The following is a 24072-nucleotide window of genomic DNA, read 5'->3' on the forward strand; positions in this document are numbered from 1 at the left end:
ACGGCATCCCGGTAGGGATGTCGTATTGTCTCTATTCTAGCGCTGAACCTTCACGCCGAGATAGACGCTGTCGGCCGTATATTCGCGGTCAGATATCCTGCTTGTCAGGAATTCGTGACGCAGGCGTGCATCAAGCCCAACGAAACGATTGATCCAGTAGGTTGCGCCGATCTGCGCACCGATTGTGTAATCGGTCCCGGTGCCATCCTTGTTCTGCCGGATGTTGGCATCAAGCCTGCCGTTGAGGCTCAGATCGGAGCGTATGCGACGGGTCACATCAAGGCTTGCAAAATGCAGGAGCGACCCGGCAATGCCAGGCGTGGTCGAGGTGTCGACAATTGTTTGTGCATAGAGCCGCACATCGGTTCCGCGCAGCGGCGACCAGTTGAGCGCTGCATTGATCGAAGGACCGCTAATGTCACTGAGACGAGAATCGTCACTGTTGGCGCGCATGTAACCGGCGGCGAATTCGCCGTTCAGCTTCTCGCCCATATCCAGCATCATGCCGCCGCGCAGTGCGAATTGCGATCCGCTGCGCTCGTAACCGTTGCTGTCCACTTTCTCGTCGAAGATACGCTTGCCCAGTTCCACTTCGGTGAAGGGCTTGATCGCCGGGGACAAGGAAAAGCCGCCGCGCAACGTGATGCTGGCATAGGTGTTGTCGCGGTCTTTCTGAGTGACGGTGCCGCCGGACGACAATTCTGCGTCGCCGTAGATATTGTGTTCAACCCGCCCGGTTGCACTACCGAAGATCAGGCCCATGTCGCGTTCGATGCCGAGACTTCCGTTGAGGGTGTGAACCAGAGGACGCTGCAAGGCGTCGACCACACCGTTGGGGCTCGACGCGCTTTCGCGACGCAGCCGATATCCGGCACCGGTGTTGACGGTCGTTTGATCGCCGAGATCGAAGCGCAGCTTACCCTGAATGTCGACCTGCGGTTCGGAGACGTCTTCGCCCGAAATGGATTTGGCCCAGGTGCCCGATGCGTCAAGTGTTGCCTGATGGCGTGCCCAATCCGACTGCGCGTTGAGCCGCAATGTGGTTTCGTTGAGAACAGCGCTGGAACCGGTTGCGCTGCTGTCGCCGTTCGTCGTGGCACGGATACCCTGTTCCAACGACGGTCGCAGGATAAACGAGCCGGTGCGAATCCCGACCGGTGCGAATGGGTCGGCTTCCTGTGTGATGTAGCGACCTTGCTCGGGCGACTGCCGGAGATTTTCGCGTTGCGCCCGGCCCGTTTCGTCGCTTGTCTCGGTGTCGACCGAGCCGACACGCATATTGTCGGGCTGTAGTGTTTGGCGGTCCTGCGGAACGGAAACTGCCCGACCGGTTTGCGCCGTGGTTGCCGGGTCAGTCGCGGGTGTGTTTTCAGGCGGCGTATAACTGTCGTCAGGCGCTTCACCGGCGCCATTGTCATATCCAGGTGCGGCAAGCCCGCGATTTGCAAGCGTTTCCGGTGAGGATGCAGAAAGCACGTCTTCGCCTACGCTTCCGCGCAGATAAGCCTCCTGAGCAAAGGAAGGGCCGTGGCTGATTGCCATCGCCACGCCCGACAGAAACAGGCATCGCAGCCTGCGGGCAATGGGCGTCGAACCGCCGGATAGGGCCTTGGCAAAAAGCATGTCGTGTTTTCAAACCGTCGCAACGTGGTAGATGAACGGTAAAGGCACATGGTTAATTCTTGGTTGCCATGGCCGAATTCAAGGCCATGTTTCGCTGCACAAATGTTTGGACAACCGGCTGCGAAGAAGTTAACCCTTGCCGCCATGGAAAAGCTCGATCAGATTATCCCTCCGGCAGACGCTGAAGCAGCCATCGCTTCGGCGCTGCGCACCATAAAGACCGAAAATGCGGGCCTTGTTGCGCTGGAAGAAGCGCTGAATGACGGCCTTTCCGGCCCATTTGTCGAAGCGGTGAAGCGTATCGTTGCATCGCGCGGGCGTCTGGTCGTTACGGGCGTCGGCAAAAGCGGCCATATCGGCTCCAAGCTTGCCGCCACTTTTGCCTCGACCGGCACCTCGGCATTTTTCGTTCATTCGGCGGAAGCCAATCACGGCGATCTCGGCATGATCGGCCGCGATGATGTCATTCTGGCCATTTCATGGTCGGGCGAAACGGCGGAACTGAAGGGCATCGTCAATTATTCGCAGCGTTTCCGCATTCCGCTAATCGCGATTACCTCGCGCGAAGGCTCGGCGCTTGGCCGCGCGGCGGATGTCGTGTTGCTCCTGCCGAAAACGGCTGAAGCCTGCCCGCACGGTCTGGCACCCACGACATCGACCTTGATGCAGCTTGCCATCGGCGATGCGCTGGCGATTGCGCTTCTGGAAGCGCGCGGCTTTACTCCAAGCGATTTCAAGACATTCCATCCCGGCGGTTCGCTGGGTGCAAGTCTCATCCATATTCGCGATATCATGCATCGCGGCGAACGCCTTCCATTGGTGAAGGTGGGTACGTCCCTACCGGATGCGATGAAGGTTCTGGCCCAAAAGAGCTTTGGCTGTGTGGTTGTCGTCGATGATGGTGGCGATCTGGCGGGCATCGTTACCGATGGAGACATATCGCGCAATCTGAGCCGCAATCTCGCGGCATTGGCGGTCGATGACATCATGACGCGCAAGCCGAAGACCGTGGATCAGAACATGCTGGCGACCGCAGCACTCAACACCATCAATGAAAATCATATCGGAGCGCTGATCGTGGTCGAGGCTGGACGCCCGATCGGGCTTGTACATTTCCACGACCTGTTGCGGATAGGCGCGGTCTGATAGGACATCAAGACGGTAGGGCAATAAGGCCGTATGTCTGCTCTGCAAAACATACTGCCCTATTCAGCAACTTCAATCTCCAGCGAAACCGGATCGAAAGCGATCACGTGAACTTCTGTTCCGGTTGGCAGATCTGGCCCTTTCACGCGCCACATCGTATCATTGATACGGATACGTCCACGACCGTTGATGATCGGCTCCGTCAGTGTGGCGCGCTGGCCGACAAGCTGCTCGCCGCGACGATTGAGAAAAGGTTCGGCGGCGTCACTGCTGCGTGAACCGAAAAAGCGGCGCCCTATCAGCACAAAAATGACGGCAAGAACCAGAAATACAACGGTCTGAAACTGCCAGCCAAACCCCGTCGTTGAAGACAGCAGAAAGGCCAGTGCACCCGTTACAAGTGCAGCAAGCCCGAACCAGATGAAGAAAAAGCCGGGCGCCGAGATTTCCAGAATGAGCAGAACCAGCCCGAAAACGAGCCAGTTCCAGATGCCGAGACCGGACAGAAACTCAATAATCATAGCGCCCTCTCTCTGTTTGTTTTAACGCGCATCTTATCCGAAAACCGTTTCACCCTTTTCGGGATGCGCTCTAGCGCCCTGCGGACGGAACGCTGCGTGAGCGGGAAGGTGTCGGCGGCTGCGGTGTCGGATCGATCGGTCGGCTGCCATCACCGAAAACTTCTTTGGCAATTGCGCCAATACCGCCAAGCGAGCCGATGAGAGCGCTTGCCTCAAGCGGCATGAGTACCACCTTCTGGTTCTTGGCACTGGCAATATTGCTCAAGGCTTCGGTGTACTTCTGCGCCACGAAGTAATTCAGCGCCTGCACATTTCCGTTGGCAACGGCATCGGAAACCATCGTGGTGGCTTTCGCTTCGGCTTCAGCGAGGCGCTCGCGGGCTTCCGCTTCGCGCTTGGCTGCTTCCAGCTTGCCTTCAGCTTCGAGAATCTGCGATTGCTTCTGGCCTTCAGCGCGCAGAATTTGTGCGTTGCGATCGCCCTCGGCCTCCAAAACCTGCGCGCGCTTGTCACGCTCGGCCTTCATCTGGCGCGCCATCGAGGTAACGATATCTGCTGGCGGATTGATATCCTTGATTTCCACACGGGTCATCTTGAGACCCCACGGGTGCGCTGCTTCATCAACCACCCGCAGCAGGCGGTCATTGATCGCGTCGCGGTTTGACAGCAGCTCATCAAGATCCATCGAGCCCATGACCGTGCGGATGTTGGTCATGGTCAGATTAAGGAGCGCATATTGCAGGTTCGCCACTTGATAGGCCGCCTGTGCTGCATTCAGCACCTGATAGAAAGCGACGCCGTCAACGCCAACAATGGCATTGTCGCGGGTGATGACCTCCTGTGTCGGCACATCGAGCACCTGCTCCATCATGTTGAGGCGTGCGCCGATGCGGTCGAAAAACGGCACGATCAGGTTCAGGCCTGGATTGAGCGTACGCGTATAGCGACCGAACCGTTCGACCGTATAGTTAAACCCCTGCGGCACAGTCTTGATGCCGGCAAACAGCGTTGCCAGAACCAGTGCGGCCAGAATGAGCAGCGTGATATCGAAACCGGTCATTGATTGTTTCCCTTTTAAGGCAATAGGGCAGTCGGGCAATATGATAATAGATGCTTTAGTGAGGCAAACATACTGCCCTGCTTAAACCCATCCCTGCAATTCGCGGCGCACTAGTGTCTCGATGACCTTCATGCCGTCTTCGCTGTCGTTGAGACAGGGAATATGGCTGAAATTCTCGCCGCCATTTTCAAGAAATTCTTCGGCGGCCTCGTTGCCGATCTCATCCACTGTTTCCAGGCAGTCGGCAACGAAACCCGGATTAAGAACGGCCATCGACTTGACCCCGTGCTTGGCCAGCTCTTCCACCGTCTCGTCGGTATAGGGCTGAAGCCATTCTTCGGGTCCGAAGCGTGACTGGAATGTGGAACGAAACTGGCTGTCATCAAGGCCCAGCCGGGCCTGCAACAGGCGCGACGTTTCAAGGCATTGCTGCGGATAGGGATCCCCCTTGTCCGCGTAGCTTTTCGGAATCCCGTGGTACGATGCGAGGATCACTTCCGGTTTGAAGGAAAGTGTTTCGAGATGCTTTTCAATGGAGCGTGCGAGCGCCTCGATGTAGACAGGCTCTTTTTCGTAGGAGGGCACGACGCGCACTGCCGGTTGGAAGCGCTTTTTCATAAGCGCTTCGAAGAACTTGTCGTTCACTGTCGCGGTCGTCGTTGCCGAATATTGCGGGTAGAGCGGAAACATGACGATCCGCTCGCAGCCTTGCTGCAGTAAACGATCAGTTACGCTTTCGATGGACGGCTGGCCATAGCGCATCGCCCAGTCGACGACCACATTTGGATAGTCGGCAAGTGCCTTGGCAAGCTTCTCGCCCTGCGCGCGCGTATAGGTCCGCAATGGAGATTCGTTTTTCTCGCGATTCCAGATGCGGTCGTAAAGCTTGCCAGAGCGTTTCGGGCGGGTGTTGAGAACGATGCCGTAGAGTATCGGATACCAGATAAGGCGGGGCCATTCGATAACGCGGCGATCCGAGAGAAATTCGGCCAGATAGCGCCGCATCGGCCCGTAACTCGTGCCATCCGGCGTGCCAAGATTGACCAGCAGCACACCGACCTTCGGCAGCTTTACCTGCGTCTCCGGCTTGGTTGTCTGACTGGGCTTCTCCTGCACTTTATCCATCTCACTCATCTTCCGACTCCTGTTCAGCCGGAAAACTAGAGAAAAAAAGACAAATTACAATCCTGACAATTGCCGCCGGCGAAATTCTATCGGCACGGATGTTTTCCGCGCCGTAAATATTTGAAATTTAGAGCATTTACAACAAAAGTGCGAAGCGGTTTTGCGTAGGATAATGCGGCAAAACAAATAGTTAGAGCGGTTCCGACGATTCGGTAAGAACCGGAACCGCTCTAAACAAGATATCGGGTGCTTACCCGACCGCCTTGCGTGTCAGGGAGAAGCGGGAACCCGATGACGACGTGCAGTTGAGCTGCGTCGGCGAGACGAGCGCGCAGTTCACTTTCGACGACGTGCCACGCACGATGGAGCGCATGTCGATTTCGACAAGCTGCGGCGACTGGTAACGGTAGTTGCCCTCGGCAAGCTTCTCATTCGTGTCGGTGGCACGGGTCTCGAAAATACCGCCATTGAACGACGAGACGATGCCGTTTGGATCGACCCAGCTACCTTCGATGCCAGCCGGACCGCGAGAGACAGTCGGAACATTGCCGCCGACCGGACCGGTCGTTTCACACGCGGCCAACGCCAGCGACATGACTGCAAGAGGGGCAATGATGCGGAAGCGTTTCATATCCAAGCTCTCCATTAGAGCATTTCCGAGCCAGAACTGTGAAATGGCTGGCGCCTGAAATGCTTAAAACCAAGTAATTAGAGCGGCTTCAACGATTCCGTGCTGATTGGAACCGCTCGGGGATGATTAGTTTGATGTATTGAAACTTGCACGAAAACAAGCCCTCATTGTGAGGATTACGCGATTGTTGCGAAACTGCCGCAATGAAAACTGCCCGATTTTTGTCGGGCAGTTGTTTCAGTTTAACGAACGAGAATATTCCGGAACTGCCACGGATCCTTTGTGTCAAGGTCTTCCTTGAACAAATGACCCCGGCCGTCCAGTGGCGTCCAGTCGGTGTAATAGCCATTCACGGGGCCGAGATATTGCATCTGGACTTCAAGGCAGCGGCGGTAATCCATTTCATCGGTGTCGACGATGCCGCTTCTCGGGTTTTCCAGTGCCCAGACCATACCTGCCAGAACGGCTGAAGAAACCTGCAGGCCAGTCGCGTTCTGATAGGGAGCAAGATTGCGCGCATCATCAACGGTCAGCTGCGAGCCGTACCAGTAAGCGTTCTTGTCATGGCCATAGAGCAGAACACCAAGTTCGTCGCTGCCGTCCAGAATTTCATGTTCTTCCAGAACGTGCTGGACAGGTTGCGCCTTGCCGCTCGCACCGAACATCTCGTCAAGTGCCAGAATGGCATCGTTGCTTGGATGATAGGCGTAATGGCAGGTCAGGCGGAAGTCGAGCTTGCCCTTTTTGTCGCGCAGCGTGAAAAAATCGGCGATGGAGATCGCTTCATTGTGGGTGACCAGCAGGCCATATTGCGCACCGAGCGTCGGACACCATGTCCGAATACGGGTATTACCGCCGGGCTGTTCGAGGAAGATCGCGGCCTTGTTGCCCTTCTTCTGCTTGCGGGCGTTCTTGGGCATCCATTTTTCATGGCTGCCCCAGCCAAGCTCTGCCGGTTGCAGGCCTTCGGCAATGAAACCTTCCACAGACCACGTGTTCCAGAACGTGTTGAAAGGCTTCGGCTCCCTGGCGCGTTGGGTATCGCGTTCCGCGATGTGGATACCCTTGACGCCAGCCTTCTTCATCAGCTTCGCCCAGCCGTGACGATCATCCACCGCAGGTTCGGTGAAATCGAGTTTCAGTTCGGTCGCAAGGTTGACGAGCGCCTTTTTGACGAACCACGACACCATGCCCGGATTGGCGCCGCAGCAGGAAACGGCGGTCGATCCGCCTGGGTTCTTGCGCTTTTCGGTACGAACCGTTTCGCGCAGCGCATAGTTGGTGCGCGAGGCATTGTCGGCTTCTTCATCGAAATAGAAGCCGAGCCAGGGTTCCACCACGGTGTCGATATAGAGGGCGCCATGCTCGCGACTAAAACGCATAAGGTCGAGTGATCCGGTATCGACCGAAAGGTTGACGACGAAAGGCTGACCTTCCGTTTCCGTCAGCAAAGGACCGAGGATTTTCTTGTAATTATCCTTGGTGATCGCTTCCTTGATGAAGCGAATACCCTTGTCATCGAGGATCTTGCGATTGGCTTCGCTTGGATCGATCACGACCATACGTGATTGGTCGAATTTGAAATGACGTTCAATCAGCGGCAGGGTACCGCGCCCGATCGACCCAAAGCCGATCATGATGACGGGGCCGGTTATCTCGCCATAGACTTGCCATTTCGCTTTCGCCATTTTCTTCCTCTTGGTAGCCGCACAATTGCGACGTCGGGTTATCCTTACCCCGCTTTAGCTTATGTGCGGGAACGATAACACAACTTCATAGAAAGAAAGAAACGTCACAAGCCTATGACATCGATACATGTTTAATGGCTTTTAGGATTTCAGCCTTCGACCAGCTTCGCCCGGATCATGCCACGCAGCGAATTGCCGACGAGAATATTGCGCGCATTCTTGATGGCGTCGAGGGTAACTATACCCTCTTCGACTACGCTGTTTTTCAGCAATTCGCGGCGCAGCACTCCGTCCAGAAGGCCGCACGAAAGCGCGGGCGTCATGCAGGTTGTGCCACCGCCATCGAGAAATATCGACGTGATGGTTCCTTCGCAGACTTCGCCGCGATCATTGAGCAGGATGACTTCGTCTATCTCCGCCGGAGAATATTCTTCGCGCGCCGCGATATATGCCTGCCGTCGCGTCGTCTTGTGGCGCAACAGGTGATCGTTGTGATCGAGATGCGTATGAGCAATTGCGATCCGCCAGATCGTCTGGGATGCCAGCGGTTCGTAAGGAATACTGGAGACCGTAGCGACCCCGTCGGGTGCAAGTGTCAGGCGCAGCTTCAGGGCCTGCTCGCCGGTTCCGCTTTCCGCAACCTTCTGCCGGATGGCTTCCATATTGCAGGAAAACCCAAGTTCACGGGCGGAATTCTCGAGGCGCGCCATGTGCAGATCGAAACGCAGAACGCCGGAAAGCGGTTCCCAGCGCATGGTTTCGATCAACTGGTAATCCGGCTCTATCAAAACGACTTCAGCTCCGTCTGGCTGGTTAGAGCTGCGAACCGTGCTTTCAGAAGACATTCCTCGTACTCCGCTTGCGCTGTGGAATCGAAGACCACGCCGCCCCCGACATTGAAGATCGCACGATTTTCATCCAGAAGCGAGATCGTGCGAATAGCAACGTTGAAACGCATCCGCCCGCTTGGCTCGATCCAGCCTAGCGAACCACAATAAATATCGCGCGGCCCGGTTTCCAGTTCGTGGAGGATTTCCATTGCGCTGATCTTGGGTGCGCCGGTGATTGAACCGCAAGGGAAAAGAGCGGCAAAAAGCGTGCGCAGCGGCAGGTTTTCGTTCAGTCTGGCCCGTACACGACTGATCAACTGGTGTACGGTGGGATAGGTTTCTACGCGAAACAATTCCGGCACGTCCAATGATCCCACTTCGCTGATCAGCGAAATGTCGTTGCGCAGGAGATCAACGATCATACGGTTTTCGGCCTGGTTCTTCGGATCGTTCAGCAGAAACTGACGGTTCTGTTCGTCTTCGTCGGGCGTTGCACCGCGCGGCATGGTGCCTTTCATCGGATGCGTCTCAATCCAGCCGTCACCGTCGACTTCGAAGAAAAGCTCTGGCGAGCGCGACAGGACAATGGGTCCACCGAGATCACAATAGGCCGCGTAGCGGACCGGCTGACGCTTCGCGAGCATATTGAAAAGGATCAGCGGGTCGCCGCTCCATTCGGCACGGATCGGAAAGGTGAGATTGCCCTGATAGCAGTCGCCTTCGCGCAGATGGCGGTGAAGTCGCTCGAAACGCGGCGCGTAGTCGTCAAACGACCATTGCGCGATGCGCGTACGCAGAAAGGTGGCATTGTCTTCACTGCGACCGTGCATGCGCTGGTCGGAAGGGCCATCGAACACACCGAAGCAAAGGAGCGGTGCGCTGCGACCCTCGGGCAGGAGCGGTTTCAGCTTGGGCTCGAGAAGATAGCCAGCTTCATAGGAGAGATAACCCGCAAGCCATTTCCCGGCGTCGTGGGCTTTCTGTATCGCATTCCATGCGGGTTCGAACTCATCCGGCGTGTCGGCGCGGATGATCGATGAGGGGGCCGTGAAAAGCACATCGCGGCCCGCCTTGTCATCCCGGAACAGGATAAGCGGCTTATTGCTTTGGTGCGTCACGCAAGTGCTCAGTCTTCCATGGCTTCAAGCTCGTCGATAATGCCTTCAATCACCGACAGGCCTTTGCCCCAGAAATCCGGGTCGCTCGCATCCAGACCAAACGGTGCAAGCAATTCCTTATGATGTTTGGTGCCGCCAGCCTTCAGCATATCGAAATATTTCTGCTGGAAGCCCTTTTCCGAGTTCTGGTAGACCGCATAGAGCGAGTTCACCAGGCAATCGCCAAAAGCATAGGCATAGACATAGAACGGCGAATGGATGAAATGCGGGATGTAGGTCCAGAAGGTCTCGTAACCTGAATTGAGATTGACTGCATCGCCAAGGCTTTCGCGCTGCACATCCATCCAGATTTCGCCGATGCGTTCGGCAGTCAGTTCGCCTTCGCGGCGCTCGGTGTGGATGCGGCGCTCGAACTGGTAGAAGGCAATCTGGCGCACGACCGTATTGATCATGTCCTCGGCCTTCTGTGCCAGCATGGCCTTGCGTTCGCGCTTGTCTTTCGTGCGCTCCAGAAGCGAGCGGAAAGTCAGCATTTCGCCAAACACGGATGCAGTTTCAGCAAGCGTCAGCGGCGTTGACGCCATCAGCGCGCCCTGACCACCCGCCAGAACCTGATGCACGCCGTGGCCCAGCTCATGTGCCAGCGTCATCACATCGCGCGGCTTGCCCATATAGTTGAGAAGCACGTAAGGATGCGCCGACGGAACGGTCGGATGCGCAAAAGCGCCCGGCGCCTTGCCGGGACGAACCGGCGCGTCGATCCAGTTCCTGTCGAAGAAATCCCTGGCAATCGCAGCCATTTCCGGAGCAAAATTGCCATAGGCGGAAAGCACGGTTTCGCGCGCGTCATCCCAAGGGATCAGCGCTTGCGGCGTTTCCGGCAGCGGCGCGTTGCGATCCCAGTTTTCAAGTTTTTCGAGGCCAAGCCATTTGGCTTTCAGGGCGTAATAACGGTGTGAAAGGCGTGGATAGGCGTCCTCGACAGCCTTGGCGAGAGCATCCACAACGTCCCGCTCGACGCGGTTGGCGAGGTGGCGGCTGTCGGCGATGTCCTGAAAACCGCGCCAGCGATCGGAAATTTCCTTGTCCTTGGCCAGCGTGTTTGTGATCAGCGTGAAAGTGCGCAGATTTGCGCTGAAAGTTTTGGCGAGGGCTTCCGATGCCTTTTTGCGCACAGCACCATCGACATCCTGAAGCATGTTGAGCGTCTGCTCAATGGCCAGTTCTTCGCCGTCGACTTCAAAGCGCAGGCTCGACATGGTTTCATCGAACAGCCGGTTCCAGGCGCTGTAGCCGGTGATCGACTTTTCGTGGAAGAGCTGCTCCAGTCTGTCATCGAGCTGATATGGCTTGTCCATGCGCAGATCGGTGAGCCATGGGCGGTAGTGGCCGATGGCTGCATTATCGCTCATCGCCTTTTCGAGCACCGCATCATCGATGCGGTTCAGCTCCAGGCCGAAGAAAATGAGATGAGTGCTGGCGTCGGTCAACTTTTGCTGCATATCGCCGAAAAGTTTCATACGCTTCGGATCGGTCGTGTCGCCATAATAATAGAGGCCTGCAAAGGAGCCGATACGGCCCATCAGCTCATCCAGCGCTTCGAATTCCTTGATTGCGTCAGCAAAGTTACCGCCGTTGGTCTTGGCTGCTTCATCGCCAAGTGTGCCTTTCCAGCGCTTCTCAAAAGCTGCCGCGTCCTTCATTGCCTTTTCGATATCGTTCTTCAGCTTGGCGCTGTCCGCAGAAGGATAAAGGTCAGCCAGATTCCATTCCGGCAGGTTGCCGAGGCCAGTCTTTTCGGTGGCAACCGCATCACCGGCAGGCGCGCGCAAAATCTTGTTGAAGGAAACGGATTCTGAAAAGCGGGTCATGAACATTCTCCAAGAGCATTTCCGAGCCAAAAGTGCGAAGCGGTTTTGCGTCGGACAATGCGTACAAACAAAGAGATAGAGCGGTTCCACGATTTCGCGTTAGCCGGAACTGCTCTATTAGGTTCCTTCTCGCATGTCTTGTCAGGATCGCCAAGAGGTGGAAAAAGCGCTTCGAATTTTGTGACAGCTTGCCGGGGCGATGGGCTACAGGAAAACAAATGGCAGATCAGAAGTGGATTCAGGATACAAATTTTGTGAATGGGACACTAAGGCACATTTTAGCACCTTGCATTCGTTGAACGCTTGGCCCCAAATAACACGCCTGGAATATGAGACATTTAAACTGTTTAAGTATTTTGGGCGCGGGAACTCCATAGGTTGATAATAGCTATTAATGGGCACGCGCATACTCATAGCGGATGACGATCCGATTCATCGACGCAATCTCGAAGCGATAGTCATGCGCATGGGCTATCGCACTATCCTTGCAGATGGCGGTGCAAGCGCGCTTGGCTTTGTAAGCCAGCGTAAGGACATCGTCCTGATGTTGCTCGATCTGTCGATGCCGGATATGGATGGCTTAACCGTTTTGCGACGGATGCGCGAAGCTGGCAACGCCGTTCCTGTTATCGTTCTCGTCCAAAATGATGATCTCCAGCCGGTTTTGCACGCAATGAAAATGGGTGCGGTCGATTTCGTGACCAAGCCCGTCGCCTTTGAGCGCGTGCAGGTGTCTGTTTCCAATGTCCTGAAGATCGACGCGCTGACACAGGAAATTCACCGGGCCCGGTCATCCTTGAAAGCGCATTTGTCACTTTCCGATATGGCGATCAAGAGTCCGGAAATGGAGCGGGTCAGCATTCTGGCACGGCGGGCTTCGGCGCTGGATGCGCCGCTTCTGATCGAAGGAGAACCCGGCAGCGGCAAGGAAACGCTGGCACGTGCCATTTGCAGCGGCGGTGCGCGCTGGCGCGGCCCTTTCGTGACCGTCGATTGCCGCTCCTTGACCGTGGAGAATGCCGATGAAATCTTTTTCGGTGTTTCGGCGGCGCGGCGTGATCGCCGCGAGGACGATGCCATCCGCAGTCTCGGCAAGCTTATAGAAGCCGATGGTGGCACGCTGTTTCTTGATGAAGTCGGCGCGCTGCCGCGCCACACGCAGATTAAGCTTTTTGCTGCGATGCAGTCCGGTCAGTTCGAAACTGGCGGGGGAAGCGAGCGCGGGCTTTCCAATGCCCGTATCATGGCATCGAACAGCCGCCCCTTGGCTGATCTCGTCCATATGGGGCGCTTCCATGCCGGGCTTTACCATCTGCTCGGCTCGTTTGCCGTGGCTATGCCGCCTCTGCGCAACCGGCTCGAGGACATCCCTATCCTGCTGCATCAGTTCATGATGCGCTATGTCAGCGAAGAGCGGATGGGGCATATCACCGGTATCACCACCCACGCGCTTGAAAAGCTGAAGACCTATCATTGGCCCGGCAATGTGCGGGAACTGAAAAATGCCGTTTATCGGGCTGTGCTTCTCTGCGAGACTGGCGAACTGACAGCGGCTGACTTCGTTCAGATCGGTTTGGGAACTGAGGCGAGGGCTGCACAGCAGTCTGCCCGGTTCAACCTTGTCGATCGTGATCCAAGTGTGAGCGGTCCGGCAGGCGTGTTCAGCGGGGTCGACGGGGAAGGCGAGGTGCGCACACTTGCCGCAGCCGAGGAGGAAATGATCCGCTTCGCGATTGCTCATTATGACGGCCAGATTAGTGAAGTCGCTCGGCGTCTGGGCATTGGAAGAACCACGCTTTACCGGAAGCTGAAGGAATATGGCATCGATGTGGCGTCGATTTCCGGTAAGGGACCGGGCATCGACGAGGTGGGTGAAGCCACCCCTTTCAACCGTGCTGCCGGCTGATGAAACTGTACTTAACTGTTTGAATTTTAGGCGTTTATAATGAATGGGCTGCCACGCTGCGCAGGTACTGTTGCCGATTAAAGACTGTTAATAATTTTTTAACCATGGCGAAAATAGATGCACCTGTGTGGCTTTTTTGCCATGGTGTTTCCTCATTTGTTGTTCACTAAGCGTCCATTAACCATTAAATCCGACAATCGGAGCTCGAGCGGAACTGGGACGCAGGCTTTTTGTGACACCACAAAGAAAGTCCCAAGGGATGCCTGGAGAATGCCTCTGACGGCGGAAAAACGGTAAGGCGATACGATTCGATGAACAGCATATCGACCATTAAAGCGCGCTTTGCGAAGGCTTGGACCGGAATGAAGGCCAAGATGAAGGTATCTGTGTCCATTCCGTCTGCCCTTGCCGCTGCTGCGGTTCTCATGGCGCTGTCTCCTTCGCAGGCTTCGGCCGAAACCCGTTCTCTCAAGCTCTATTACGTTCATACCGGCGAAAAAGCGGAAATCGTCTTCAAGCGAAACGGTCGCTTCGATGCTCAGGGCTTGAAAAAGCTGAACGTTTTTCTGCGCGACTGGCGTCGTAACGAGCCGACCAAGATGGACCCGCGCCTGTTCGATCTGGTCTGGCAGGTTTATCGTTCCAGCGGATCGAGCCAGTATATCACCGTCGTCTCCGCTTATCGTTCTCCGGCCACAAACGCCATGCTGCGTTCGAATACACGCGGTGTTGCCAAGAAGAGCCAGCACATGCTTGGCCGCGCGATGGACTTTTACATTCCCGGCGTTGCGCTTGCGAAGCTGCGTGGCATCGGCATGCGCTATCAGATTGGTGGTGTCGGCTATTATCCACGTTCCGGTTCTCCGTTCGTACACATGGATGTTGGCAATGTTCGCTCCTGGCCGCGCATGAGCCGCCGCGAGCTGCTTGCCCTGTTCCCGGATGGCAAGACCGCTCACCTTCCTGCGGACGGCAAGCCGTTGCCGGGCTATGAGCAGGCATTGGCCATGATCGAAAAGCGCAAGGCTGGCGGCGGCGAAATTCTGATGGCCAGCAATTCCGCACCGCGTCGCAGCAAGAGCCTGTTTGGTGCGCTGTTCGGCGGCGGTGCCGACGAAGAAGAAGATAATGGCGATGTAAGCGCCCCACCGGCGACTGCCCGTCCGGCCCGCGCAGCGCCTGCACGTCAGGCACCAGCCGCAGTTCCGGAAGAACCGGTCCAGCAGCCGCGTGAAACCATGGTCGCTGCCCTGCCTGCACGCGATGCTCCGCTTCCGATGCAGGCGCCACGTCCGGAAACCGGGCTTGATGCTCAGGCACAGGCTGCTGCCGAAGTTCCGGTCGCCGCACTAAATGTTCCGATTCCGGCTCGCAAACCGGCCATGGCGCCGCAGGATGCCGTCGCGCTCGCCGCAGCCGAACCTGCCGCCGATGCCGCAGCCGCTGCCCGCGCTGCCGTGGATGCGAACACGGTACAGGTTGCCGATGCCGGTACGCCTTCGCCATTGATGAACGGTTTTGTGCCGATCCCGTCCGCTCGCCCGCAGCTTGAGACGGATAATGTCCAGCTTGCAGCAGCCGTGGTTCCATCGGCGCGTCCGGAGCGACCGGGCGAACACCCTGCCGCCAGTGGTCAGGATGCAATTGCCGCGCTGGTCAATGGCGAGCAGACAGAACCGACACAGGTTGCCGATGCAGGCAATGTGGCTGTGCCTCAGCCGGGTGAAACGGCAGCGTTTCCGCTGCCGAAGGAGGCGCCGCGTGCCAATACGCAGCTTGCCCTGCTTTCCAAGAAGGACGAGATCGGTGAATTGATCGCACCGCCTTCCGATGATTATTACGATAGCAAGCCGGTAGCGAATGCCGCGCCGAAGCCAGCCCCGGCCGCTGTGCAGACGGCCTCGGTTGCCCGCACGGCACCGGCAAAGCCGACGGCCACCGCGTCTGCCGCAGTTCATAAACAGGTTGCAGCGATTGGCAAGGCTGCCGAAACAGGTGTCCGCACGACGGCAAAGGGCGGGCGTTATGTGGCCAAGGCCCAATCTAGGCCGCGTGCAGTTGTTCAGCCAGCAGCGATGCCGACTTCGGAAATCGCCATGTCGACGGAATCAGTGTCGAGCACCGTGCCGGTGACCAACCCGGTACTCCGCAACGACGCACTGCGTTCCGCGCCGGCCATGGTCTACACGGCAGGCTTCCAGCGCGGCGATCTGCCGACCGAACGCGCCAATCAGTTCAGCGGCAACGCCGTTACCTTCCTGACAGTGGCCAAGTTCACGGAAACCAACTGATCGCCGGACAAACGATAGTAAACCAAAAGAAAAGGGGCCTTCGAGGCCCCTTTTTGTATCGAGAACGCATCCCGAAAAGTGTGAAACGCCTACGCAGGGAAATCAGTCCACCGGACTGATTTCTGATCCTGCTTCGATCCGAAAAAGATGCGCATAAGAACAGAAAGATAGAGCAGTTCCACGAATCCGTTTTAACCGGAACCGCTCTATCTGCTCTTGTTCAGCCTTTCAGGTCAGCCGCTTCGCTCGCAAGGTCGGTGATTGCATCCCAGTCTCCGGCCTCGACGAGTTCTTTCGGTGCGACCCAGGAACCGCCGACGCAGACGACGTTCGGCAGCGACAGGTAACTCTTGGCGTTGGCAAGGCTGATGCCGCCGGTCGGGCAGAAGAAGGTTCCGGCCAGCGGTGAGGACAGCGCTTTCAGGAACGACGCGCCGCCAGCCTGTTCAGCCGGGAAGAATTTCAGATGTGTGTAGCCTTCTTCGCGCAGCGCCAGCATCTCGCTTGGCGTGATTGCTGCGGGCAGAAGCGGCACGTCGCTGTCATTGGCGGCAGCGACAATGTATTTCGTTGCGCCGGGGCTGACGATGAAGCGCGAACCTGCCTTCGCTGCATCCTCATATTGTTTGGCGTTGAGGATCGTGCCAGCACCAACGATTGCTTCCGGCACTTCCGATGCAACCGCGCGAATGGCATCGAGCGCTGCTGCCGTGCGCAAGGTGATCTCGATGGCGGGCAAGCCGCCCTTGGCAAGCGCGCGTGCCAGCGGAACAGCATGTTCCACCTTGTCGATCAACAGAACCGGAATGACCGGCTGGCCTGTCATGATGGGGACGAGAAGATCGGTTTTCTGGGACATCGGCTTGCTCGGCTGTTTGAGTGGATAAATCGATTTAAAGCATTTCCAGCAAAAGTGTGAAACGGTTTTGCGTTCGGAAATGCGTCAAAGTGAACGATTAGAGCGGTTCCAACGGTTTGCGTTAAAACAGGAAACGCTCTAAATGCCCTTTGGCAGTTTGTCCACCACTCAACGGATCACGTTCATGCGGCTCTTTTCAGATTGGCGAATTGCCTTTGCCAGCGCTGATAGGCTTCGGCCATGCGCTTGTCATATTCGTTGCGCGCAAAAGCCGGGCCGTTATAGCGTCGGGCGAATTCGCGCCAGTCGTGGACTTTCAGCACTTCAAGAAGCTCGGCCTTTTCGATGTAGCGCAGCATGAGGCGCGCCTGACCGGAAACCGATCCGCGTGCTTCCGCCACGAGATCATCGATAGTGCGATAGCCAAGCCATTCCCAATGCGCGCCCATCACCTGTCCGAGCCCCCAGGACGTGGATTCAAGTGCCGCCTTTTTGCTCAAGCCCATCGCGCGTTCAAGAAGGACCCAGCGCGCGGCTTGCGATTTCGGATTGCGTATCTGGCCAGCAACCGGTGCAGACAGGCCGTTTCGAAATAATGCCCCTCGAACCGAATGGCCGGTTCCCTGCTGCCGTTGACATCGAACAGCGCCCGCCCGCCGCTTTCCACTTCTGCAATTGCCAGCAAGGGCGCCGGGTCGATTTCCACCTCATTTGCCATCATCATCATCATCAGCGCTGCGGTCGTTTGACTGTCGAACATGTACTTCTCCTCGAAAAGATGGTTTTCGAGGCTGATTTTGAGGCTACTTGGCCGCATGAGGATAAAGTTGACTTGAATTCGCGGTTTGTGGGGATTAGTTGCGGGATAGTTTTCAAAGAAGATAGAACCGATGAGCAATCTGCCTTTCACCGTTGCCGCCCTTTATTGCTTTGCGCCACTGCCGCAATATGAAAGCCTGCGCGAGCCGTTGGCTAAGCTTTGCTGCTCGAATGGCATCAAGGGAACACTGCTTCTGGCGGCGGAAGGCATCAACGGGACGGTTGCAGGCACTGCACAGGCTATTGAGAAGCTTGTGCAGCACATTACAGTCATCCCCGGTCTGGCTCAGCCGGAACTCAAATATTCCCACGCGATCGAAATGCCGTTCCATCGCATGAAGGTGCGACTGAAGCGAGAGATCGTCACCATGGGCGTCGATGGCATCGATCCGCTGAAAAGCGTTGGCACCTATATCGCGCCTCAGGACTGGAACGCGCTGATTGCCGATGAGAACACTGTCGTGGTCGATACGCGCAACGATTACGAATATGCCATTGGCACATTCGAAGGGGCACTAGATCCCCAGACCAAGACTTTTCGCGAGTTTCCCGAATGGGTCGAGCAGAACCGAGACAAGCTGGAAGGCAAGAAGATTGCCATGTTCTGCACCGGTGGAATTCGTTGCGAAAAGGCGACAGCCTTCGTCAAGGGGCTCGGTTTCGACGATGTCTTCCATCTCAAGGGCGGTATCCTGAAATATCTTGAAGAAGTCCCGCATGAAAACAGCATGTGGAACGGCGAGTGCTTCGTGTTCGACGAACGCGTAGCCGTGGGCCATGGCCTTGCCGAAAGCGACGTTGAACTTTGCCGCGCCTGTCGCCGTCCTATTTCGCCGGAAGACAAGCTTTCGCAGTTTTTCGAGGAAGGCGTTTCCTGTGCCGGCTGCTATGACGAACGCACGCCGGAAGATCGCGAACGTTATGCAGAACGCCAGAAACAGGTGAAGCTCGCCGAATTGCGCGGGGCGCACAAACACATCGGTAGCTGACGCAGTTTTGCGGCAAATGCTCTATTGCCGCAGTTCGCCCACAGGGCTGGTCAAACGGATTTCACCGCATTATGGTGGCTCTGGTTTCGGAACGATCTGAATTCGTTACGGAATTTTGGGCGGCTTTTGCATGGACGCCCGTGCATCAAGGGTTTGACGGCATCCGGGTCGCGTTTGCCTCCATCACACCCATCATCGCAAGTCGGGGCATCGGAATCTCCAATGCTCATACAGGAACAACGCCGGTTTTCCGGCGGATGATGGTTTGCCTGTTGTTGCAGGCAATATGGAGGATTTTCATGAAAAAACTGATCGCCGCATTTCTCATCACCGTTGCTGCGGGTGCCGCTTCGGTTGCCCACGCTGCCGAGAAGGTGACTGTTTTCGCCGCTGCCAGCATGAAAGACGTTATCGAAGAAGCCGCCAAGCAGATGAAAGCCAAGGATGGCACTGAAGTGGTCGCGTCGTTTGCTTCTTCTTCGGTTCTGGCCAAGCAGATCGAGCAGGGTGCACCAGCCCAGATTTTCATTTCCGCTGATCTTGACTGGATGGATTATGTCGAAAAGGCCGATGCCATCGACAAGGCTTCCCGTAAGGTGATTGCTGGCAACGCACTGGTGATTGCAACGCAGAAGGACACGCCGAAGGGCGACGCCAAGGAGCTGTTGAGCGCGGGGCGTTTCGCCATGGGCGATCCATCGAATGTTCCGGCTGGAAAATACGGCAAGGCAGCGCTTGAAAAGCTCGATATCTGGAAAGGTGTCGAGAAGAACGCAGTCTTTGCCGAGAATGTTCGTGTTGCGCTGCAATATGTCAGCCGTGCAGAAGTGAAGGCGGCCATCGTTTACGCGTCGGACCGCGCTGCGGCACCGGAACTGGTTGAGGCCTATCGCTTCCCGGCAACCAGCCATGCACCGATCCTTTATCCGGCGGCACTTGTCGCGAAGAACGAAACCGATGCCGCCAAGGCTTTCCTTGCTTTCCTTGAAAGCGATGCCGGTCAGGCGATCATCAAGGACAAGGGCTTTGTGGGAGCTGCGGAGGCTGCGGAATAAATGATGGCCAAAGATGATTGAGAGTAACGTCTGGCAGATTGTGTCTCTGTCGCTCCGGGTTGCCGGAATAGCTATCATTGTCGCGCTGCCGGTCGCCTTCATCGTCGCCTGGATTCTTGCTCGGTTCAATTTTCCGGGCAAGTCGCTGGCGCAGGCCATCGTCACTATGCCGCTGGTCCTGCCGCCGGTGGTGACGGGCTATCTGCTTTTGATCCTGTTTGGCGCACGCGGTGCCTTTGGTGCACCTTTGCAGGAATGGTTCGGCGTTTCTTTTGCCTTTCGCTGGACGGGCGCCGCACTTGCTGCCGGTATCATGGCGTTCCCGCTGCTCGTTCGCCCGATCCGACTTTCGATAGAAGGGCTTGATCGCGGGCTTGAGGAAGCTGCGCGCACACTTGGCGCCAGTCGCGTCACAGCCTTCTTCACGGTCATTCTGCCGCCCTTGTTGCCCGGTGTGCTCGCAGGCGCAGTCCTTGGCTTTGCCAAGGCCCTGGGTGAATTTGGCGCTACGATCACATTCGTGTCCAACATTCCGGGCGAAACACAGACCCTTTCGCTTGCTATTTATGCCTTGATGCAGACCCCGTCCGGCGATGCCGAGGCATTCCGTCTGATTGCCATATCCGCTGCCATTTCAATTGTTGCCGTGGTGCTTTCCGAATGGCTGCAGCGCAGGCTTGCAGGAGCAACGAAATGAGCGGGCTTGCTGTTTCGATTACGGGCCGCAACGGCAGGTTTCCTGTTGAAGCCGATTTCGCCGCCGACTGGGGCGTGACCGCTTTGTTCGGCCATTCCGGCGCAGGCAAGACGACGCTTCTGAAAATGATTGCCGGAACCTTGCGCCCGGAAAGCGGCCGCATTGCCGTTGGTGACTTCACGCTGTTTGATGCTGCCAAAGGCGTCAATCTGCCGCCTGAGAAGCGCCGCATCGGCTACGTGTTTCAGGAAGCACGGCTGTTTCCGCACATGAGCGTCAAACGCAACCTGACTTATGCGCGCTGGGCAGGGCACAGACAGGCTACACGCAGCTTCGATGAAGTGGTGGCGCTGCTTGGTATCGAGCCTCTTCTCGATAGGCGTCCATCAACCCTTTCAGGCGGCGAACGCCAGCGCGTTGCCATTGGCCGGGCACTGCTGTCCGATCCGGCGCTGCTTTTGCTGGACGAGCCGCTGTCGTCGCTCGATCATGCGCGCAGGCAGGAAATCCTTCCCTTTATCGAGCGTCTTCGCGATGAAAGCCATGTGCCGATTGTTTATGTGAGCCATGAAATCGACGAAGTGGCGCGGCTTGCCGATCAGATCGTGCTTCTGTCCGCTGGCCGGGTTACGGCAAGCGGTGCGGCGGCGGATGTCTTTCCCCTGATCGATGCGGAAGGCGAGGGCGGCGGGGTGCTGCTGGAAGGGACGGTTTCGTCCTATGATGATCGCTACAAGCTGGCGGAAATCGATCTCGGCGGCGCGTCGTTCCAGCTCAGCGATGCAGGGCTGAAACAGAATATGCATGTGCGGCTACGTGTGCGAGCGCGTGACGTTTCCATTGCACGCAAGGCGCCTGAAGCGATCAGCATCCGCAATGTGTTGCCGGTGACCGTCACCGCCATCACGACGAATGACGGCCCGAATGCCTATGTTTCGCTTGATTTTCAGGGGCGTCGCCTCGGTGCGCGTCTGACGCGGCGCTCGGTAGACGAATTGGCCTTCGGATCAGGTGATCATGTGGTTGCGCTGGTGAAGGCGGTTTCAGTCGATCGGGCGGCTATTCGGGAAAAATGACGCGGGGACAATAATCCGGTTTCGGCAAATCAGGTTTTGTGCTCCTGTTGCCCGGTTGGGAGAATTTGCATGACTGATTTGCAGAACTGGACGCCGCGCCCCAAGCCGGAACGCAAAGTGCTTGAGGGCCGTTATGTGCGGCTGGAACCACTGGACCCGAAGAAGCATGGGGATGAACTTTTCGCCGCTTCATCGGTTGCCGATGCGGATCAGCGCTTCACCTGGCTGTTCGAATTTCCACCCGCGACCCGCGAAGAGTTCGAACCCTGGCTGGAAAAGGTGGCAAAGAGCGAAGATCCGCTGTTTTTCGTGGTGATCGACAAGACGAGCGGCAAGGTGGCCGGGCGGCAGGCGCTGATGCGCACCGATCCGACAAATGGCGTGATCGAGATCGGTAGCATTTATTGGGGGCCGCTGATTTCGCGCAAACCGGCTGCGACCGAAGCCCAGTTCCTGTTCATGCAATATATTTTCGATGAGCTTGGCTATCGCCGCTACGAGTGGAAGTGTCACAATGAAAATGGACCTTCCAAGCGGGCTGCCGAGCGGTTCGGTTTTTCGTTCGAGGGGATTTTTCGCCAGCATATGGTGGCGAAGGGCAAGAACCGCGACACGGCATGGTTTTCCATTCTCGACAGCGAATGGCCTGTCTTGAAGAAAGCCTATCAGGCATGGCTTGCACCGGAAAACTTTGATATTGACGGCCAGCAAAAGAAGAAGCTGGAGGAGTTTCGTGATCGTGGCTGAACCGAAGAAGAGCAATCCGGCAATCGCCGCCGCCATTATCCTGATCGGCTTCGGGGTGCTTGCCTATTTCGTGCCGAGCATCATGCTGGCGTTGGGCGAGCGCTCGCAAATCGCGGCGATTATTTTCCCGATTGTTTTCATTCTCGGCTTCTTCGCGATTTTCTGGCTGCGTTCGAAAAGGCAGAAGAGGGACTAACCAACCAGCGAAGCACTGAGCAACAATGCGCCAGTCAGTGCGATAAACAAGGCGGCGGCGACTTCGATTGCCGCCTTCAGGCGTCCCGACATGGCGTTGCTGCCTGCAAATCTGAGTGCCGTATTCTTTGCGGTGACGGCCAGCGTGGCGAGAGCAGCCACGGTGATGAATGTACCGAACGCCATAGCGAAGACCGAGAGAAGCCCGCCGATCATCAGGCCGTTCAGCAGCGCGAAAGTCAGTACGATCAGCGCACCCGAGCAGGGGCGCAGGCCCACCGATAAAATCGCCGACCAGGCCGTCTTCCAGTTGAAATCTTCACCGAGCGTCGACGGGTCGGCGATATGGGCATTGCCGCACGCGGCGCACACATCAGCTTCACCGATGAAGATATGATCCGCTGCAGTGGCGGTGGCCGGCTTGTAGCTGAGTTTCACCGTGCTTCCGGCAGCTGCTGCTCGTGTGGTTTGCGAAATACTGCCCTGCCATGCCGGACCGGATGCCATTGCGGGTTCAGGCGCGGAAGCGAAAAGCGACGAGGCCGGACTGGGGCTTGCATCATCCCGCTTCTTGAAAAGCAGCGGCAGTTTGCGCAGCAGAAGCCAGAGGCCGAAAAACAGGACAAGCGCAAAACTCGCAATTTCCATGTAGCGGGCGGTCTGGTTCATGGAAATGCCGGTGCCGCGCAGCAGGAACCATGCGAGACCGACGACCGCAATCGCCATGATGGCCTGCAAAAGCGATGAAATGAAAGACAGGAAGATGCCGCGCCGGAGCGCCGTTTCATTGGCGATCATATAGGAGGAGATGACGGCTTTGCCGTGGCCAGGCCCTGCCGCATGAAAAATACCGTAGACGAAGGAAAGCCCGACCAGAACCGAAGCCTGCCAAGGATCTTCGCGCATGGCTTTCAGCGCGTTTGTCATGGCGAGATAGAACGTGCGCTGCTGCTCGTTCATCCAGAGGATGATATGCGCGAAAGGCCCAGTCGGCTTCATCGCCACCTCATTCGCGCCAATGCCGAGCGATGACTGCGCATAGGCTTGCGCAACAATCATCGTAAGGCAAAGGGTTAGAATGATGGTAGCCGGTTTTCTCATCAGCCTGTCTTTCCTTTTGCTGCGCAATCAATTTCGAGACGGGTTGCGAAAATTTTCGACATGTCCGTGCCTGTCGGATCGTTGAAGAAAGCATCGGTCAACGTCGCCTGGTTCTGGGCGAGGGCCTCATCCGGATTGGGTCGCACGACCTTAGAGGTGCAGCCTGGGGGCAGGCCTTTCACGACCAGATCGCTGTCATTCATGTAATCGATGGCGGTATAGAAGGTCGGGTCATAGACACCGAAGCTGATCTTGTGGCCAGCGGCGAGTTTCAAAGGCTTTTCAGGCTTGCTCGTGAATATTATGAGCAGGCGATTGTCGGTGAAATCTGCTGCAAGATCGGTCGGCCTCGCCATTTTCACATCTTTGCCGTCGTCCAGAACGGTCTGGAAATATTTGAATTCGGCAATTGAACCATTGATGACGTGGCCGAGGTCGATCAGCTCGTTTTTGTCGAGCTGAAGATCGCCATTCTTGTCGAATTCCATCAGAACGGTTGAAGAGAAAACGTCGTCGAAACGCCAGACATGGGCCAATTGTTGCACTGTGCCGTCCGGGGCGACGGTCAACTCGAGCCGCGCTTCGGCAAAGACATGCGGGTGGGCGAGCACAAGCGTTGGGAAGCATCCCGTCAGCAACGCGATTGCCGCAGGCCGGATGAAACGACGCTTGAGCCAGGACGAAACCACCATAGAAGATTCCATTTTATCACGCTTATGCCCGA

21 protein-coding genes and 1 pseudogene are annotated in these 24072 nt (G+C 56.8%); 9 read left to right on the forward strand and 13 right to left on the reverse strand.

Features of this window, described 5'->3' with window-relative positions:
* Positions 1-36: 36 nt before the first annotated feature.
* The gene (locus tag CQZ93_RS16770; protein ID WP_105543761.1) at positions 37-1623 is read right to left on the reverse strand and encodes an outer membrane beta-barrel protein; all 1587 of its coding nucleotides are present in this window, start codon (positions 1621-1623) and stop codon (positions 37-39) included.
* A gap of 144 nt (positions 1624-1767) precedes the next feature.
* On the opposite strand from CQZ93_RS16770, the gene CQZ93_RS16775 reads away from it, so the two are divergent.
* On the forward strand, positions 1768-2769 hold the full coding sequence (locus CQZ93_RS16775) for a KpsF/GutQ family sugar-phosphate isomerase (protein ID WP_105543762.1): 1002 nt from the start codon (positions 1768-1770) through the stop codon (positions 2767-2769).
* 59 nt (positions 2770-2828) lie between these two features.
* Here CQZ93_RS16775 and CQZ93_RS16780 read toward each other — a convergent pair whose 3' ends face one another.
* The 8 genes from CQZ93_RS16780 to CQZ93_RS16815 all read right to left on the reverse strand — a co-directional run bounded on the left by CQZ93_RS16780 (position 2829) and on the right by CQZ93_RS16815 (position 11613).
* Entirely contained in the window at positions 2829-3290 is a 462-nt protein-coding gene (locus CQZ93_RS16780; RefSeq protein ID WP_105543763.1) for an NfeD family protein, read from the reverse strand.
* Between the two features lie 70 nt (positions 3291-3360).
* Complete coding sequence (locus CQZ93_RS16785; protein WP_105543764.1) at positions 3361-4350, reverse strand: SPFH domain-containing protein; 990 nt, start codon at positions 4348-4350, stop codon at positions 3361-3363.
* An 81-nt stretch (positions 4351-4431) separates the two neighbouring features.
* Positions 4432-5484 (reverse strand): ferrochelatase, encoded by a 1053-nt coding sequence (gene hemH / locus CQZ93_RS16790; RefSeq protein WP_105543765.1) that lies wholly within the window; start codon positions 5482-5484, stop codon positions 4432-4434.
* 241 nt (positions 5485-5725) lie between these two features.
* Positions 5726-6106: an outer membrane lipoprotein Omp10 gene (gene omp10, locus CQZ93_RS16795; RefSeq protein ID WP_105545181.1), complete on the reverse strand. Its 381-nt coding sequence runs from the start codon at positions 6104-6106 to the stop codon at positions 5726-5728.
* 242 nt (positions 6107-6348) lie between these two features.
* Positions 6349-7794 carry a homospermidine synthase gene (locus tag CQZ93_RS16800; protein ID WP_105543766.1) on the reverse strand — a complete coding sequence of 482 codons (1446 nt, stop codon included), beginning with the start codon at positions 7792-7794 and terminating at the stop codon, positions 6349-6351.
* A 149-nt stretch (positions 7795-7943) separates the two neighbouring features.
* Complete coding sequence (locus CQZ93_RS16805) at positions 7944-8639, reverse strand: aminotransferase class IV family protein (protein WP_105543767.1); 696 nt, start codon at positions 8637-8639, stop codon at positions 7944-7946.
* The gene (locus CQZ93_RS16810) at positions 8579-9742 is read right to left on the reverse strand and encodes an aminodeoxychorismate synthase component I (RefSeq protein ID WP_105543768.1); all 1164 of its coding nucleotides are present in this window, start codon (positions 9740-9742) and stop codon (positions 8579-8581) included. The genes CQZ93_RS16805 and CQZ93_RS16810 overlap by 61 nt, the downstream gene beginning before the upstream one ends.
* Positions 9743-9750: 8 nt before the next feature.
* On the reverse strand, positions 9751-11613 hold the full coding sequence (locus tag CQZ93_RS16815) for a M3 family oligoendopeptidase (RefSeq protein WP_105543769.1): 1863 nt from the start codon (positions 11611-11613) through the stop codon (positions 9751-9753).
* A 394-nt stretch (positions 11614-12007) separates the two neighbouring features.
* Here CQZ93_RS16815 and CQZ93_RS16820 point away from each other — a divergent pair, with 394 nt between their 5' ends.
* Together CQZ93_RS16820 and CQZ93_RS16825 are read left to right on the forward strand one after the other, a co-directional pair.
* Entirely contained in the window at positions 12008-13519 is a 1512-nt protein-coding gene (locus CQZ93_RS16820; RefSeq protein ID WP_105543770.1) for a sigma-54-dependent transcriptional regulator, read from the forward strand.
* A gap of 311 nt (positions 13520-13830) precedes the next feature.
* A complete protein-coding gene (locus tag CQZ93_RS16825) occupies positions 13831-15810 on the forward strand; it encodes a peptidoglycan L,D-endopeptidase MepK (protein WP_422616100.1) in 1980 nt (659 codons plus the stop codon).
* A gap of 220 nt (positions 15811-16030) precedes the next feature.
* Here the strand turns inward: CQZ93_RS16825 and CQZ93_RS16830 are convergent, their stop codons facing one another.
* Both CQZ93_RS16830 and CQZ93_RS16835 read right to left on the reverse strand, forming a co-directional pair.
* The gene (locus tag CQZ93_RS16830) at positions 16031-16669 is read right to left on the reverse strand and encodes a 2-dehydro-3-deoxy-phosphogluconate aldolase (protein WP_105543771.1); all 639 of its coding nucleotides are present in this window, start codon (positions 16667-16669) and stop codon (positions 16031-16033) included.
* Between the two features lie 182 nt (positions 16670-16851).
* A pseudogene (locus CQZ93_RS16835) lies at positions 16852-17486 on the reverse strand (N-acetylmuramidase family protein).
* A gap of 73 nt (positions 17487-17559) precedes the next feature.
* On the opposite strand from CQZ93_RS16835, the gene trhO reads away from it, so the two are divergent.
* The 6 genes from trhO to CQZ93_RS16870 all read left to right on the forward strand — a co-directional run bounded on the left by trhO (position 17560) and on the right by CQZ93_RS16870 (position 22248).
* Entirely contained in the window at positions 17560-18477 is a 918-nt protein-coding gene (gene trhO / locus CQZ93_RS16840; RefSeq protein ID WP_105543772.1) for an oxygen-dependent tRNA uridine(34) hydroxylase TrhO, read from the forward strand.
* A 299-nt stretch (positions 18478-18776) separates the two neighbouring features.
* Positions 18777-19532 carry a molybdate ABC transporter substrate-binding protein gene (gene modA, locus CQZ93_RS16850; protein ID WP_105543773.1) on the forward strand — a complete coding sequence of 252 codons (756 nt, stop codon included), beginning with the start codon at positions 18777-18779 and terminating at the stop codon, positions 19530-19532.
* Positions 19533-19545: 13 nt separating this feature from the next.
* The gene (gene modB, locus CQZ93_RS16855; RefSeq protein WP_105543774.1) at positions 19546-20229 is read left to right on the forward strand and encodes a molybdate ABC transporter permease subunit; all 684 of its coding nucleotides are present in this window, start codon (positions 19546-19548) and stop codon (positions 20227-20229) included.
* Positions 20226-21305, forward strand: a complete 1080-nt coding sequence (modC, locus tag CQZ93_RS16860) for a molybdenum ABC transporter ATP-binding protein (RefSeq protein WP_105543775.1) — start codon at positions 20226-20228, stop codon at positions 21303-21305. Before modB ends, modC begins: the two co-directional genes overlap by 4 nt.
* Positions 21306-21374: 69 nt before the next feature.
* Positions 21375-22052: a GNAT family N-acetyltransferase gene (locus CQZ93_RS16865; RefSeq protein ID WP_105543776.1), complete on the forward strand. Its 678-nt coding sequence runs from the start codon at positions 21375-21377 to the stop codon at positions 22050-22052.
* Positions 22039-22248: a hypothetical protein gene (locus tag CQZ93_RS16870; protein ID WP_105543777.1), complete on the forward strand. Its 210-nt coding sequence runs from the start codon at positions 22039-22041 to the stop codon at positions 22246-22248. Before CQZ93_RS16865 ends, CQZ93_RS16870 begins: the two co-directional genes overlap by 14 nt.
* On the opposite strand, the gene CQZ93_RS16875 is transcribed toward CQZ93_RS16870, so the two are convergent.
* Entirely contained in the window at positions 22245-23348 is a 1104-nt protein-coding gene (locus tag CQZ93_RS16875; protein WP_105543778.1) for a nickel/cobalt transporter, read from the reverse strand. The two genes, CQZ93_RS16870 and CQZ93_RS16875, sit on opposite strands and share 4 nt — an antisense overlap.
* On the reverse strand, positions 23348-24052 hold the full coding sequence (locus CQZ93_RS16880) for a DUF1007 family protein (protein WP_105543779.1): 705 nt from the start codon (positions 24050-24052) through the stop codon (positions 23348-23350). Before CQZ93_RS16880 ends, CQZ93_RS16875 begins: the two co-directional genes overlap by 1 nt.
* Positions 24053-24072 lie beyond the last annotated feature (20 nt).

Origin of the sequence: Ochrobactrum vermis (assembly GCF_002975205.1) — a bacterium.
Lineage (GTDB): Bacteria > Pseudomonadota > Alphaproteobacteria > Rhizobiales > Rhizobiaceae > Brucella > Brucella vermis.

Bases quoted from the DNA above. Each gene is read 5' to 3' on its own strand.
- CQZ93_RS16770 (WP_105543761.1), bottom strand. From the start codon at position 1,623: ATGCTTTTTGCCAAGGCCCTATCCGGCGGTTCGACGCCCATTGCCCGC.
- modB (WP_105543774.1), top strand. From the start codon at position 19,546: ATGATTGAGAGTAACGTCTGGCAGATTGTGTCTCTGTCGCTCCGGGTT.
- hemH (WP_105543765.1), bottom strand. From the start codon at position 5,484: ATGAGTGAGATGGATAAAGTGCAGGAGAAGCCCAGTCAGACAACCAAG.
- omp10 (WP_105545181.1), bottom strand. From the start codon at position 6,106: ATGAAACGCTTCCGCATCATTGCCCCTCTTGCAGTCATGTCGCTGGCG.
- CQZ93_RS16825 (WP_422616100.1), top strand. From the start codon at position 13,831: ATGAACAGCATATCGACCATTAAAGCGCGCTTTGCGAAGGCTTGGACC.
- CQZ93_RS16875 (WP_105543778.1), bottom strand. From the start codon at position 23,348: ATGAGAAAACCGGCTACCATCATTCTAACCCTTTGCCTTACGATGATT.
- CQZ93_RS16865 (WP_105543776.1), top strand. From the start codon at position 21,375: ATGACTGATTTGCAGAACTGGACGCCGCGCCCCAAGCCGGAACGCAAA.
- CQZ93_RS16815 (WP_105543769.1), bottom strand. From the start codon at position 11,613: ATGACCCGCTTTTCAGAATCCGTTTCCTTCAACAAGATTTTGCGCGCG.
- CQZ93_RS16820 (WP_105543770.1), top strand. From the start codon at position 12,008: ATGGGCACGCGCATACTCATAGCGGATGACGATCCGATTCATCGACGC.
- CQZ93_RS16785 (WP_105543764.1), bottom strand. From the start codon at position 4,350: ATGACCGGTTTCGATATCACGCTGCTCATTCTGGCCGCACTGGTTCTG.
- CQZ93_RS16805 (WP_105543767.1), bottom strand. From the start codon at position 8,639: ATGTCTTCTGAAAGCACGGTTCGCAGCTCTAACCAGCCAGACGGAGCT.
- CQZ93_RS16780 (WP_105543763.1), bottom strand. From the start codon at position 3,290: ATGATTATTGAGTTTCTGTCCGGTCTCGGCATCTGGAACTGGCTCGTT.
- modC (WP_105543775.1), top strand. From the start codon at position 20,226: ATGAGCGGGCTTGCTGTTTCGATTACGGGCCGCAACGGCAGGTTTCCT.
- CQZ93_RS16775 (WP_105543762.1), top strand. From the start codon at position 1,768: ATGGAAAAGCTCGATCAGATTATCCCTCCGGCAGACGCTGAAGCAGCC.
- CQZ93_RS16830 (WP_105543771.1), bottom strand. From the start codon at position 16,669: ATGTCCCAGAAAACCGATCTTCTCGTCCCCATCATGACAGGCCAGCCG.
- CQZ93_RS16880 (WP_105543779.1), bottom strand. From the start codon at position 24,052: ATGGAATCTTCTATGGTGGTTTCGTCCTGGCTCAAGCGTCGTTTCATC.
- CQZ93_RS16800 (WP_105543766.1), bottom strand. From the start codon at position 7,794: ATGGCGAAAGCGAAATGGCAAGTCTATGGCGAGATAACCGGCCCCGTC.
- modA (WP_105543773.1), top strand. From the start codon at position 18,777: ATGAAAAAACTGATCGCCGCATTTCTCATCACCGTTGCTGCGGGTGCC.
- trhO (WP_105543772.1), top strand. From the start codon at position 17,560: ATGAGCAATCTGCCTTTCACCGTTGCCGCCCTTTATTGCTTTGCGCCA.